Source organism: Nocardia sp. NPDC004568 (genome assembly GCF_040609955.1).
Lineage (GTDB): Bacteria > Actinomycetota > Actinomycetes > Mycobacteriales > Mycobacteriaceae > Nocardia.
The window spans coordinates 65,379-78,081 of sequence record NZ_JBEXLL010000002.1 but is presented as its reverse complement, the minus strand read 5'-3'; the positions used below and the strand labels follow the sequence as shown (position 1 = coordinate 78,081).

The 12,703-nt window shown below is 68.6% G+C and carries 12 protein-coding genes; 8 read left to right on the top strand and 4 right to left on the bottom strand.

The window, feature by feature from the left end; genetic code table 11:
- Positions 1–63: 63 nt before the first annotated feature.
- Positions 64–480, bottom strand: a complete 417-nt coding sequence (locus ABZV91_RS01330; RefSeq protein ID WP_355233732.1) for an acyl-CoA thioesterase — start codon at positions 478–480, stop codon at positions 64–66.
- Between the two features lie 39 nt (positions 481–519).
- Positions 520–933, bottom strand: a complete 414-nt coding sequence (locus ABZV91_RS01325; RefSeq protein ID WP_355233959.1) for a cupin domain-containing protein — start codon at positions 931–933, stop codon at positions 520–522.
- Between the two features lie 155 nt (positions 934–1,088).
- Here ABZV91_RS01325 and ABZV91_RS01320 point away from each other — a divergent pair, with 155 nt between their 5' ends.
- Positions 1,089–1,595, top strand: a complete 507-nt coding sequence (locus ABZV91_RS01320; protein ID WP_355233731.1) for a MarR family transcriptional regulator — start codon at positions 1,089–1,091, stop codon at positions 1,593–1,595.
- Positions 1,596–1,625: 30 nt separating this feature from the next.
- Here ABZV91_RS01320 and ABZV91_RS01315 read toward each other — a convergent pair whose 3' ends face one another.
- The gene (locus ABZV91_RS01315) at positions 1,626–2,192 is read right to left on the bottom strand and encodes a helix-turn-helix domain-containing protein (RefSeq protein ID WP_355233729.1); all 567 of its coding nucleotides are present in this window, start codon (positions 2,190–2,192) and stop codon (positions 1,626–1,628) included.
- A gap of 235 nt (positions 2,193–2,427) precedes the next feature.
- Positions 2,428–5,232, bottom strand: a complete 2,805-nt coding sequence (acnA, locus tag ABZV91_RS01310; protein WP_355233727.1) for an aconitate hydratase AcnA — start codon at positions 5,230–5,232, stop codon at positions 2,428–2,430.
- A gap of 348 nt (positions 5,233–5,580) precedes the next feature.
- Here acnA and ABZV91_RS01305 point away from each other — a divergent pair, with 348 nt between their 5' ends.
- The 7 genes from ABZV91_RS01305 to ABZV91_RS01275 all read left to right on the top strand — a co-directional run bounded on the left by ABZV91_RS01305 (position 5,581) and on the right by ABZV91_RS01275 (position 12,638).
- Entirely contained in the window at positions 5,581–6,180 is a 600-nt protein-coding gene (locus ABZV91_RS01305; protein ID WP_355233725.1) for a DUF6676 family protein, read from the top strand.
- 342 nt (positions 6,181–6,522) lie between these two features.
- The gene (locus ABZV91_RS01300) at positions 6,523–7,683 is read left to right on the top strand and encodes a MoxR family ATPase (RefSeq protein WP_355233723.1); all 1,161 of its coding nucleotides are present in this window, start codon (positions 6,523–6,525) and stop codon (positions 7,681–7,683) included.
- Positions 7,684–7,715: 32 nt separating this feature from the next.
- Positions 7,716–8,669 (top strand): DUF58 domain-containing protein, encoded by a 954-nt coding sequence (locus ABZV91_RS01295; RefSeq protein WP_355233721.1) that lies wholly within the window; start codon positions 7,716–7,718, stop codon positions 8,667–8,669.
- Positions 8,666–9,667, top strand: a complete 1,002-nt coding sequence (locus tag ABZV91_RS01290) for a VWA domain-containing protein (RefSeq protein ID WP_355233719.1) — start codon at positions 8,666–8,668, stop codon at positions 9,665–9,667. The genes ABZV91_RS01295 and ABZV91_RS01290 overlap by 4 nt, the downstream gene beginning before the upstream one ends.
- Positions 9,668–9,891: 224 nt before the next feature.
- A complete protein-coding gene (fabG1, locus tag ABZV91_RS01285; RefSeq protein WP_039825413.1) occupies positions 9,892–10,608 on the top strand; it encodes a 3-oxoacyl-ACP reductase FabG1 in 717 nt (238 codons plus the stop codon).
- A gap of 113 nt (positions 10,609–10,721) precedes the next feature.
- Entirely contained in the window at positions 10,722–11,555 is an 834-nt protein-coding gene (gene inhA / locus ABZV91_RS01280; RefSeq protein WP_063128790.1) for an NADH-dependent enoyl-ACP reductase InhA, read from the top strand.
- Between the two features lie 24 nt (positions 11,556–11,579).
- Positions 11,580–12,638 carry a ferrochelatase gene (locus ABZV91_RS01275; protein WP_355233716.1) on the top strand — a complete coding sequence of 353 codons (1,059 nt, stop codon included), beginning with the start codon at positions 11,580–11,582 and terminating at the stop codon, positions 12,636–12,638.
- Positions 12,639–12,703 lie beyond the last annotated feature (65 nt).

Genomic DNA, 12,703 nt, shown 5'->3' with positions numbered 1-12,703 from the left:
CCTGTCGCGGCGGCTTTCCGGATGCCGGGTGTTCGTCGGCGCCCGAATGCGTTCCGCCGGCGATCAGAGTCCGAGCATGTCCGGATGCGTGGCCAGTTCGCGGAACCGGCCGGGTGGATCGGCGACCAAGCGGCGCGCGTCCAGATCCAGCAGGCCGCCGACCACCGACACCTCGGCCGAGAGCGTGCCGTCGGCGCGGATCATCTCCTGCCGGATGCGATAGGTTTTGCCGCTGCCCCACTCGAATGCGCAGGTGACCCGGAAATCGTCGCCGCCGCGCAGTTCCCGGCGGTACTTGATGGTGCTCTCCAGCACCACCGGACCCACCCGGGCGGCCGTCAGTTTGTCCGCCTGCAGCCCCGCGGCGAGCAGGCACTCCCACCGGGCGTGTTCGGCGTACTGCAGGTAGACCGCCTGGTTGACATGGCCTTGGACATCGAGTTCGTAACCGCGGACGGTGACGGGGACGGAGAAGGTCATAGCGGTGCGAACCCGCCGGGAAGCACGGTTGTTCCCGGTTCAGCGCCGCTGTGCGGCGCGTTCCTGCCACCATCGGGGTGCGTCGACGAAGTGGTTGTCGTATTCGTCCTGGGACGCGGCGAGTTCGTCCATGGTGGCCTCGCCGCGGGCGATGCGCTCGAGCAGCCGGAAGTAACCGAAGCGCTGGACGCCGGGCATCAGGGCGATCAGGATGCGGGCGCCGCTGTCGGGGGTGGCGCCGAAGGCGTGGGTGGTGGTCTTCGGTACGACGGCCGAGCCGCCCGCGCCGAGGGTGAGGATACGGTCTCCGGCCATCAGCTGCAGTTCGCCGTCGGCGACGTAGAAGAGCTCGTCGGACCGGGTGTGGAAGTGCGGCGCCGCGCCGTCGGCGCCGCGGTCCAGGGTCACCTCCAGGGTGCTCACCGCACCGTGGGCCTGGTCGGCGTCGATCAGCAGCCGCATGGTGACCGATTCGGTGCGCAGCGTCTCGGCGTCGCCGGGCTGCCGGACGGCGAGGGGTTGGGGCGTGGTGTGCATGATCGCTCCTCAGTGATTCGCTATCGAATAATTCGCTACCGAACTATATGCCAGCGAATAGAATCGTGTCCATGTCCGATACCGAATCAGACGCGATCGCCGCCATCGAACAGCAGTGGCGACGGGAACGACCCGACCTGGACCTGGCGGCCATGGTGGTCTTCGGCCGGCTCGGCCGGCTGGCGGTAGTCGCCGAACGCGAGATCGAGGCGGTGTTCCTGGGCCACGGACTACGGCGCGGGGAATTCGATGTGCTGGCCGCCTTGCGGCGGGCGGGGGAGCCGTTCGAGCTCAACCCCTCCGCGCTCGCGGACACCCTGATGCTCTCGCGGGCGGGGATGACGGGACGGCTGGATCGCCTGGAGTCGGCCGGTTACGTCCGGCGCATCGCGGACGCGGGCGACCGGCGGGCCGTGCGGGTGGCATTGACCGAGGTGGGCCGGGAACTGGTCGATACCGTGGTCACCGAACACACGGCCAACGAGACGCGGCTGCTCGCGGCGTTGACCGCGGCCGAACGCCGGGAACTGGACCGGATCGCCGCAAAGCTGCTCACCGCACTGGAATCGGGGAACTGAACGCGCCCGCGGGCAGCGGGCGCGGCGAGTTCAGGGGCGGCGACGCACCGACGCCTCCACCAGGTCCAGGACGGCGGTGAGGTTTTCGTTGGTGTGGCCGGAAGCGATCCGGGCGATGAGACCGTCGAGTACCAGATCGAGATAGCCGAGCAGAACATCGGTGGGCACATCGTCGCGCAGCGCGCCGGCCGCCTTACGGCGCTCGAGGCGGGCCAGGGTGGCCGCGGTGAGTTCGGCCGACCGCTGGGTCCAGCCGGCGCGGAACTCCGGATCGGTGCGTAGCCGCCGGGCGATCTCGAGCCGGGTACCCAGCCAGTTGTACTCCTGGGGGTCGGCGAGCATATCCCGCATCACCTGTACCAGACCCTGATTGGCCGCGACCTCGGCCATCCGCTCGGCATCCGCCTGGGCGAGGGCGAAGAAGAGCGCGTCCTTGTCGCGGAAGTGGTGGAAGATCGCGCCGCGGGACAGGCCGATGGCGTCCTCCAGGCGCCGGACGGTGGCGCCGTCGTAGCCGAACTCGGCGAAACAGCGGCGTGCCCCGTCGAGTATCTGTGAACGCCGGGCAGCCAGATGATCGTCGCTGACCTTGGGCATCGTGCTCCTTCAACGGATATACGAACCCCGCGCGGCCGAACCACCGCGCGGGGCCCTCAGATTACGAGCGAACGAACAAGTGATCTCCCGGCGCCCTCACGGGGAAGCGAGTCCGCCGAGCGGCGCCCGTCTCGTCGCCCGCGAATCCGCGGGGCGCCTGCCCCGGGCCCGCGGACGACGAGATATCAGGGGCGCGAACGCGTGCCGCCGACGGCGGCACGCTCCGGCCCCGTGATCAGCCGCGGATCATATTTCGCAGGACATACTGCAGGATGCCGCCGTTGCGGTAGTAATCGGCTTCACCGGGGGTGTCGATCCGGACCACCGCGTCGAACTCGATCGTCGAGCCGTCGTCCTTGGTGGCGGTGACGTGGACGGTCGACGGCGTGGTGCCCGCGTTGAGCTCCTCGATGCCCGCGATATCGAAGACCTCGGTGCCCGTGAGCCCCAGCGACTTCGCCGACTCACCCTCCGGGAACTGCAGCGGGATCACACCCATGCCGATCAGGTTCGAGCGGTGGATGCGCTCGAACGATTCCACGATCACGGCGCGCACACCCAGCAGGCGGGTGCCCTTGGCGGCCCAGTCGCGGGAGGAGCCGGAACCGTACTCCTTACCGCCCAGCACGACCAGCGGGATACCGGCCTTCTGGTAGTTCTGCGAGGCGTCGTAGATGAACGCCTGCGGAGCGCCGTCCTGGGTGAAGTCGCGGGTGTAACCGCCCGAGACGTCGTCGAGGAGCTGGTTGCGCAGCCGGATGTTGGCGAAGGTGCCGCGGATCATCACCTCGTGGTTACCGCGCCGCGAGCCCAGGGAGTTGTAGTCCTTGCGCGCCACACCGTGCGCGTCGAGGTAATCGGCCGCCGGAGTGCCCGGCTTGATGGCACCGGCCGGGGAGATGTGGTCGGTGGTGACCGAATCGCCCAGCAGGGCCAGTACCCGCGCGCCCTTGATATCGGACACGGGTTCGGGGTCCAGGCCCATCCCGTCGAAGTACGGCGCCTTGCGGACGTAGGTGGAGTCGTCCTTCCATTCGAAGGTGTTGCCCTCCGGGGTGGGCAGGCTGCGCCACCGCTCGTCGCCCTTGAAGACGTCGGCGTAGGACTTGGTGAACATCTCCTGGTTGATCGCCGACTTGATGGTGTCGTCGATCTCCTGGGCCGAGGGCCAGATGTCCTTCAGGAACACCGGGTTGCCCTGCTGATCCTTGCCCAGCGGGTCGTTTTCGAAATCGAAGTCCATGGTGCCCGCTAGCGCGTAGGCGATGACCAGCGGCGGCGAGGCCAGGTAGTTCATCTTCACATCGGGGGAGATGCGGCCCTCGAAGTTGCGGTTACCGGACAGCACCGCGGTGACGGTGAGGTCGTTGTCGTTGACCGCCTTGGAGATCTCCTCCGGCAGCGGGCCGGTGTTGCCGATGCAGGTGGTGCAGCCGTAACCACCCAGATAGAAGCCCAGCTTCTCCAGGTAGGGCCACAGACCGGCCTTCTCGTAGTAGTCGGTGACGACCTGTGAACCGGGGGCCATATTGGTCTTGACCCACGGCTTGCTGGACAGCCCCTTCTCGACGGCGTTACGGGCCAGCAGGGCGGCACCGATCATGACCGACGGGTTCGAGGTGTTGGTGCAGGAGGTGATACCCGCGACCGCGACCGCGCCGTGGTCGAGGATGAACTCGCCGCGCTCCTCGGAGACGACCTTGATCGGCTTGGACGGCCGGCCGTCGGCGTTGTTCGCCGCGGACTGCACATTCACCGCGCCGTCGTCGGCGAAGGACAGGGTGGCCGGGTCGGAGGCCGGGAAGGTCTCCTCCACCGCCTCGTCCAGCTTCGAATGCGGCGTCGGGTGCTGGTCCTCCACGTAGTTGTGGATGTCCTTGCGGAAGGCGATCTTGGATTCGCTGAGCAGGATGCGGTCCTGCGGGCGCTTCGGGCCGGCGATGGAGGGCACCACGGTGCTCAGATCGAGTTCCAGGTACTCGGAGTAGGCGGGCTCCGACGCGGGGTCGTGCCACATGCCCTGTTCCTTGGCGTAGGCCTCGACGAGCGCCAGCTGCTCCTCGGTGCGGCCGGTCAGGCGCAGGTAGCTGATGGTCTCCTCGTCGATCGGGAAGATCGCCGCGGTGGAGCCGAACTCGGGGCTCATATTGCCCAGGGTGGCGCGGTTGGCCAGCGGGACCTCGGCCACGCCCTGGCCGTAGAATTCGACGAACTTGCCGACCACGCCGTGCTTGCGCAGCATATCGGTGACGGTCAGCACGACGTCGGTGGCGGTGACGCCGGGCTGGATCTCACCGGTGAGCTTGAAGCCGACCACGCGCGGGATCAGCATGGAGACCGGCTGGCCCAGCATGGCGGCCTCGGCCTCGATACCGCCGACGCCCCAGCCCAGTACGCCCAGGCCGTTGACCATGGTGGTGTGCGAGTCGGTGCCGACGCAGGTGTCCGGGTAGGCCTGACCGTTGCGGACCATGATGGTGCGGGCCAGGTACTCGATATTGACCTGGTGCACGATGCCGGTGCCCGGGGGGACGACCTTGAAATCGTCGAACGCGCCCTGGCCCCAGCGCAGGAACTGGTAGCGCTCACCGTTGCGCTCGTATTCCAGCTCGACATTGCGTTCGAAGGCGTCGGCGCGGCCGAAGACGTCGAGGATGACCGAGTGGTCGATGACCATCTCGGCGGGGGAGAGCGGGTTGACCTTCTCCGGGTCGCCGCCGAGGGCCGCCACGGCCTCGCGCATGGTGGCGAGGTCGACCACGCAGGGCACGCCGGTGAAGTCCTGCATCACCACGCGGGCCGGGGTGAACTGGATCTCGATACTGGGCTGGGCATCGGGATCCCAGTCCGCCAGCGCGCGGATGTGGTCGGCGGTGATGTTCGCGCCGTCCTCGGTGCGCAGCAGGTTCTCGGCGAGAACTTTCAGTGCGTACGGGAGTTTCTCGGTGCCGGGTACGGCCGAGAGCCGGAAGATCTCGTAGGAGTTGCTTCCGACCTCGAGGTTGCCCTTGGCGCCGAAAGTATCGATACTTTTCGTCACGTCAGCTCCACTTGTCGGGTGTGCGGACGCCGTCGGCGGGGCTGTGCCGGCGGCGGTACGTCTCTGGCATGAGGTGCCGGCCCGGGAAGGCGCCGGTTCCCCGCGGTTCCCAACCCTAACAGTACGCTTGTCCTATGAAAATCGCGGGGCGGTATGTCGAGGCGGTCGGGCGGCACGCCCGCCGTCGGGCGTGCCGGGTGTCGGGTAACCGCTCACGCGTCGCGTAATCTGCTCTCGAGCTGGTCCGAGTTAGCCGGGCGGTACCTACGGGTACCCCGGCAGTTCGTGCCAGTAGCGGATTCCCCGTCGCGTCGTCGGACGATGCGGCTCGACCAGACCGGATGGAAGATGACCGTCACCCACACCTCGGCCTTCTCCCTCAAGGCCACCAAACTGCCGGACGGGTTCGATTCGAAGACCCTCGAAGAGCTTCGGACCGATCTCGCCGACAACGGGGTGGCCACGCCCGAGGGCGACGACCAGAGCGAACTGGCCGCCATTGTGGCGGATGCGCGGGCACATGGCATCGATCTGAGCGTCGTGGTGCTCGACGGCAATCCGGGACACGACTCCGAACTGCGTGACCTGGCCACGGAGGTGGCCGGATTCCAGCACGGCACCGTCGCCGTCTTCAGCGACGACTGGATCGGCACCACCAGCGATTCGATCAGCCGGGTGCGGTTGGAGTGGGCCGAGGACAAAGCCAAGTTCACCGGCGGAAAGTCCGAGCAGGCCGCCCAGACCCTGGTGCACCGCCTCGAACAGACGCCGACGGTGAGCTGGACCGAGATCACGATCGTGCTCCTGGCCGGGCTGGTGCTGGCGGTGGGTGGTCTGTACTGGATCAAGGCCCGCCGCGCGGAGGGCTCGCCACCGCCCGCGGAGGCCGCGTCGGGCCGGCGCACCGAGACCACCGAAGATCCGGAACTCGAACCGGCCGCACGCTAGCCGCGGCCCGTCGTTCACCGATCACTCCGGGCTCCGTGCGTCACGTTTGCATCGGGTCCGGCGGTCGGGCTGCCCGGTGCGATGAAGCGTCCGCGGCCGCGCGGGGCCCCGGGCGGGTAGGTTTCGGCGGCCGCTCCGGCGGGCACCATGCCGTATCGGTACGTATGGTCGGACTGGAGCGGGTGAGGGCGCCCGCTGTAGCACCGGAAGCCCGGTCGGCAACACCGGGGAAATCGTCGGCGAACGACGGCGAATTTCCCGACAGTGGAGCCGGTTGCGGCATCCGCGGCCATCACCTGGAATAGTTGTGACAGCACGCACAGGACCAAGGCGAAAGCGGGGATGTTGGTGACTTCGACGGACGGTGTCAGCGGGGCAGATTTGGCGAAACAACCGCCGACGCCTGCTTCGAGCACCCTCGAGCGTGACGTCCAGACCCTGGAAAAGGCGATCTACGAGGTCAAGCGGGTCATCGTCGGGCAGGACCGCCTCGTCGAGCGGTTGCTCGTCGGGGTGCTCGCCAAAGGGCACGTACTGCTGGAGGGTGTCCCCGGTATCGCCAAGACGCTCGCGGTCGAGACCTTCGCCACAGTGGTCGGCGGGTCGTTCTCCCGCGTCCAGTTCACCCCGGACCTGGTCCCGACCGACCTCGTCGGTACCCGCATCTACCGGCAGGGCCGCGAGGAGTTCGATACCGAACTCGGCCCCGTGGTCGCGAACTTCGTCCTCGCCGACGAGATCAACCGCGCCCCGGCCAAGGTGCAGTCGGCGCTGCTCGAGGTGATGGCCGAGCGGCACGTGTCGATCGGCGGCAAGACCTACCCGATGCCCGACCCGTTCCTGGTGATGGCCACCCAGAACCCGATCGAGAGCGAGGGCGTGTACCCGCTGCCGGAAGCGCAGCGTGACCGCTTCCTGTTCAAGGTCGTCGTCGACTACCCCTCGGTCGAGGAGGAGCGCGAGATCATCTACCGGATGGGCGTGACCCCGCCGGAGCCGAACCGGATCCTGGAGCCGACCGAACTGATCCGCCTCCAGAAACTGGCCGCGAACACCTTCGTGCATCACGCGCTGGTCGACTACGTGGTCCGGGTCATCTCCGCGACCCGCGCGCCGGCCGAATTCGGGATGCACGATGTGGCCAACTGGGTGGCCTACGGCGCGTCGCCGCGGGCCAGCCTCGGCATCATCGCCGCCGCCCGCGCCGTGGCGCTGATCCGCGGCCGCGACTACGTGGTCCCGCAGGATGTCATCGAGGTCGTGCCCGATGTGCTGCGGCACCGGCTGGTGCTGTCCTACGACGCCCTCGCCGACGAGATCAGCCCCGAGGACGTGATCCAGCGGGTCCTGCAGACCGTCGGGCTCCCGCAGGTCGCGCCGCAGGCCGTGGCACCGGGCGGCGCCCCGCCCGTCGCGGAGAACGGCAACCGGCCGCCCGCGCCGCCGCAACAGACCCCGGCGCCGCAGGTGCCCCAGACCGCCGGCACGAACCAGCCCCAGTGACGCGACCGCCGGATCCCCGCGCCCGAGAGACCGTGCCCGACCCCCACGCACCACCGTCGTTCCGTTCGGGCGAGCTGACCGATCCGCATCTGACGGCCGCCCTCAAAACCCTGGAGCTCACGGTGCGCCGCCGCCTCGACGGCGTGCTGCACGGTGATCACCTCGGTCTCATCCCCGGCCCCGGCTCGGAACCGGGGGAGGCGCGGGCCTATCAGCCCGGTGACGACGTCCGGCAGATGGACTGGTCGGTGACCGCGCGGACCACCCACCCGCACGTCCGCCAGATGATCGCCGACCGCGAACTGGAGACCTGGATGGTGGTGGATCTGTCCGCCAGCCTCGACTTCGGCACCGGCACCTGCCAGAAACGCGATCTGGCGGTGGCCGCGGCGGCCGCGGTGACCCATCTGACGATGGGCGGCGGAAACCGGATCGGCGCCGTGGTCGCGACCGGTGAGCAGATGCAGCGCATCCCCGCCCGCAGCGGCCGGGTCCACGCGCAGTCGCTGCTGCGCAGTATCGCCACCACCCCGCACCCGCGCGACGGTGTGCGCGGTGATCTCCGCGGCGCCGTCGAATCCTTGCGCCGGCCGCAGCGCAAACGCGGCCTGGCGGTCGTGATCAGCGACTTCCTCGGGGATATCGACTGGCAGCGGTCGCTGCGTGCCATCTCCGCGCGCCACGATCTGCTGGCGGTCGAAGTCCTCGACCCGCGCGATACCGAGCTACCGGATATCGGTGACGTGGTGCTGCACGATCCCGAGACCGGGCGTACGCGCGAGTTCACCGTCACCCCGCAACTGCGCGCCGATTACGCGGCGGCCGCACAGCGGCACCGGGACGAGGTCGAACAGACCCTGCGCAGTTGCGGCGCCCCGGTGCTCACCCTGCAGACCGACCGGGACTGGATCGCCGACGTGGTCCGGTTCGTCTCCACCCGGCGCCACAGCCTCGGCGCCTCGACCCCACGGGTGCCACGCCAGTGAGTATTTCGAATTTCGCCGCACCGATCTGGCTCGGATTTCTTGCTGTCGTTCTTCTGCTCGCGCTCGGCTATCTGCTGGTGCAGCGCAGCAAGCATCGCCATATGCTGCGGTTCAGCAATATGGAGCAGCTCGAGAAGGTCGCTCCCAACCGGCCCGGTTCCTGGCGCCACCTGCCGATCGTGCTCGTGATCGTCGGCATGGTGTTCGCCACGATCGGCGCGGCCGGACCGACCGCCGAGAAGAAGGTGCCCCGCAACCGGGCGACCGTGGTGCTGGTCATGGACGTTTCGCTGTCCATGGAGGCCACCGACGTCTCGCCGAACCGGCTGCAGGTGGCACAGGAGGCGGCCAAGAACTTCGCCGATGGTCTCACCCCGGGTATCAACCTGGGCCTGGTGACCTATGCCGGCACCGCGTCGGTGCTCGTCTCGCCGACCACGGACCGGGGTTCGGTGAAGGCCGCCATCGACAACATCAAACTCGCCGAGCGGACCGCCACCGGTGAGGGGATCTTCACCGCACTGCAGTCCATCGAGACCCTCGCCTCGGTGCTCGGCGGCTCCGAGACCCCGCCGCCGGCCCGTATCGTGCTGATGTCCGACGGCAAGCAGACCGTGCCCGATTTCGAGGACGTGGACAATCCGCGGCACGAATTCGTCGCCGCGCGGCTGGCGGAGACGAAGAAGATCCCGGTCTCCACGATCTCGTTCGGCACCAAATGGGGTGTGGTCGAGATCCCGCGTGAGGACGGCGGCACGGACCAGGTCGATGTGCCGGTGGACGACGAGGCGATGCAGGAGATCGCGCGATTGTCCGGCGGTGAGTTCTATACCGCCTCCAGCCTGCAGGAACTGTCCAGTGTCTACGACACCCTGGAGGAGCAGATCGGCTACGAGGTCACCCGGGGCGACGCCAGCCGTCCGTGGTGGCTGCTCGGCCTGCTGACCACGGTGGCGGGCGTGGTGGCGGCGCTGGTGCTGCGCCAGCGGCTGCCCTGACGGCTTCTCGACAAGCATTGGCGCCGTGCGGTTTCCACCGAGTTCCGCACGGCCGGCATCTCGTCGCCGACCCCGCCGGGATGTGTCGATATCGCCCTGCGGGCCGGAGGGAATCCGGCCCGCGGGGCGGTGTCCGCGTTGTACGACCTGCACAAGTTCGCGGGCGAAATCTCGGTGGACGTCCCATGAGAGCATCACCGAGGCAGCCAGGTAGGTTTGTCCCCATGTCGAACTTCACAGCACGCTCGGTCCTGGTGACCGGCGGTAACCGCGGAATCGGGCTCGCGGTGGCGCAGCGTCTGCACGCCGACGGTCACAAGGTGGCCGTCACCCATCGCGGTTCGGGCGCCCCCGAGGGCCTGCTCGGGGTGAAATGCGATGTCACCGACAGTGATTCGGTGGACCGGGCGTTCGCCGAGGTGGAGGCCGCGCAGGGGCCGGTGGAGGTGCTGGTCGCCAATGCCGGGATCACCGACGACACGCTGCTCATGCGGATGAGCGAAGAGCAGTTCACCAAGGTGGTGGATGCCAATCTGGCCGGTGCCTTCCGGTGCGCCAAGCGGGCCAACCGCGCGATGCTCCGCGCGCGCTGGGGCCGGATGATCTTCCTCGGCTCGGTGGTCGGGTTCTCCGGTCAGGCCGGGCAGATCAACTACGCGGCCTCGAAGGCCGGTGTCGTGGGCCTGGCCCGTTCCATCACCCGCGAGCTCGGCTCCCGGTCGATCACCGCCAATGTCGTCGCGCCCGGCTTCATCGAGACCGATATGACCAAGGATCTCCCCGAGGACATGCGGGATATGGCGAAGAAGTTCATTCCGCTCCAGCGACTCGGCGCTCCGGAGGACGTCGCCGCGGTGGTCAGCTTCCTCGCCTCCGAGGACTCCGCCTACGTCTCGGGCGCGGTGATCCCGGTGGACGGCGGTATGGGCATGGGGCACTGACACCCCGCATCCCTTCAGAACAGATCGAAAGCCGCGCCGATTCCGGGTACCGGGTCGGCACCTCGACCGGGCGCGGCGGTACACGACACCACACTCAGGAGAATCGACAACTCATGGGCGGATTGCTCGAAGGCAAGACGATCCTCGTCACCGGCATCATCACCGATGCCTCCATCGCGTTCCACGCGGCGGCCATCGCGCAGAAGGAAGGGGCCAAGGTGATCATCACCGGCCTCACCGAGCGGTTGCGGCTGATCGACCGGATCGCCAAGCGGCTGCCGGAGGAGGTGCCGCCGGCCATCGGTCTCGACGTCACCAACGACGAGGACCTGCGCAAACTGCCCGACGAGATCCGCCGCCTCGCGCCCGAGGGCATCGACGGGGTCCTGCACTCGATCGCTTTCGCCCCGAAGACCCTCATGGGCCCCGCCGCGCTGCCGTTCCTGGACGGCCCGAGCGCGGACGCGGCGAAGTCGTTCGAGATCTCGGCGTGGAGCTACGCGGCGCTGGCCCGCGCCGTTCTGCCGGTGATGAACGAGCGCGGCTCGATCGTCGGCATGGACTTCGACCCCCGCACCGCCATGCCGTATTACAACTGGATGGGTGTGGCCAAGGCGGCGCTGGAATCGGTGAACCGGTATGTGGCGCGCGAGGTCGGTTACGCGAAGAAGATCCGCTCCAACCTCATCGCGGCCGGCCCGGTCAAGACCCTGGCCGCCAAGGCGATCGCCGGCACCGCCACCGACGACGCGAAGCAGCTGAAGCAGCTCGACACCTACTGGGACGGCGCCTCCCCGATCGGCTGGGACGGCGGCGCCGAAGTCGTCGGTAAATCGATCGTGGCGCTGCTGTCGGACTGGCTGCCCGCGACGACCGGATCGATCATCTACGTCGACGGCGGCGCCAGCCACAACACCTGGTTCCCCGAGAACATGCCGCAGGACTGACGACCCGGCCGGAGAGGAGACACCGTGGCCCGCGCGGCCGACGCACTGCTGCTGCTGTCCTTCGGAGGTCCGGAGGGTCCCGACGATGTGCTGCCGTTCCTGGAGAACGTGACCCGCGGCCGCGGTGTCCCCCCGGAACGGCTCGCCGAGGTCGCGCAGCACTATCTGCACTTCGGTGGGGTGTCGCCGATCAACGCCCTCAACCGCGACATCATCGCCGCGGTGGAACGGGAACTGGCCGCCACCGGCTCGCGGCTACCGGTGTACTTCGGTAACCGCAACTGGCATCCGATGGTGGAGGACACGCTGACGCGGATGACCGCGGACGGTGTCCGGTCGGCTCTGGTGTTCCCCACCTCCGCATGGGGCGGCTACTCCGGTTGCCGTCAGTACGACGAGGACATCGTCCGGGCCCGCACCGCGGTGGGCCCGGACGCCCCGCAGCTGGTGAAACTGCGCCAGTACTTCGACCATCCGCTGTTCGTCGCCGCCTTCGCCGACGCCGTACGCGCGGCCCGGGACACCCTGCCCGCCGCGCACCGGGAGGTCGCCCGGCTCGTCTTCACCGCGCATTCGGTGCCGGTGAGTGCCGATGCCGCGGCCGGGCCGCCGGCCGACGGCGGGCGCCTCTACAGCCGGCAGGTCGCCGAAGCGGCCCGCTTGTGCGCCGCCGCAACAGGTTTCGCCGAGTACGACGTGGTCTGGCAATCGCGTTCGGGCCCGCCGCATATCCCGTGGCTGGAGCCGGATATCGTCGATCACCTGGAGACGCTGGCGGACAAGGGATTCGAGTCCGTGATCGTCTGTCCGGTCGGCTTCGTCTCCGACCACCTCGAGGTGATCTGGGACCTGGACAACGAGGCCGCCGAGAAGGCCGGCGAACTCGGTCTGTCCTTCGCACGGGCCGCGACACCCGGCACCGATCCACGATTCGCCCAGATGGTGGTCGAGTTGATCGGTGAACATCTGAGCGCGGTCACACCGCGCCGGCTCGGCACCGTGCCCGGATACGGGTGCACGGTCGACGGCGACCTCTGCGCCGTCGACTGTTGCGCGCCGCCGCGTCGCCCCGCCGGTCGGTGAGTCGGCGGGCGGTCGCGGGCGGCGTGCAGAGCGCGGTGCGGGACCGGTGGTAGGGCAGCGGCCTC

Bases quoted from the DNA above. Each gene is read 5' to 3' on its own strand.
- ABZV91_RS01330 (WP_355233732.1), bottom strand. From the start codon at position 480: ATGACCTTCTCCGTCCCCGTCACCGTCCGCGGTTACGAACTCGATGTC.
- fabG1 (WP_039825413.1), top strand. From the start codon at position 9,892: ATGTCGAACTTCACAGCACGCTCGGTCCTGGTGACCGGCGGTAACCGC.
- ABZV91_RS01320 (WP_355233731.1), top strand. From the start codon at position 1,089: ATGTCCGATACCGAATCAGACGCGATCGCCGCCATCGAACAGCAGTGG.
- inhA (WP_063128790.1), top strand. From the start codon at position 10,722: ATGGGCGGATTGCTCGAAGGCAAGACGATCCTCGTCACCGGCATCATC.
- ABZV91_RS01305 (WP_355233725.1), top strand. From the start codon at position 5,581: ATGACCGTCACCCACACCTCGGCCTTCTCCCTCAAGGCCACCAAACTG.
- ABZV91_RS01300 (WP_355233723.1), top strand. From the start codon at position 6,523: ATGTTGGTGACTTCGACGGACGGTGTCAGCGGGGCAGATTTGGCGAAA.
- ABZV91_RS01315 (WP_355233729.1), bottom strand. From the start codon at position 2,192: ATGCCCAAGGTCAGCGACGATCATCTGGCTGCCCGGCGTTCACAGATA.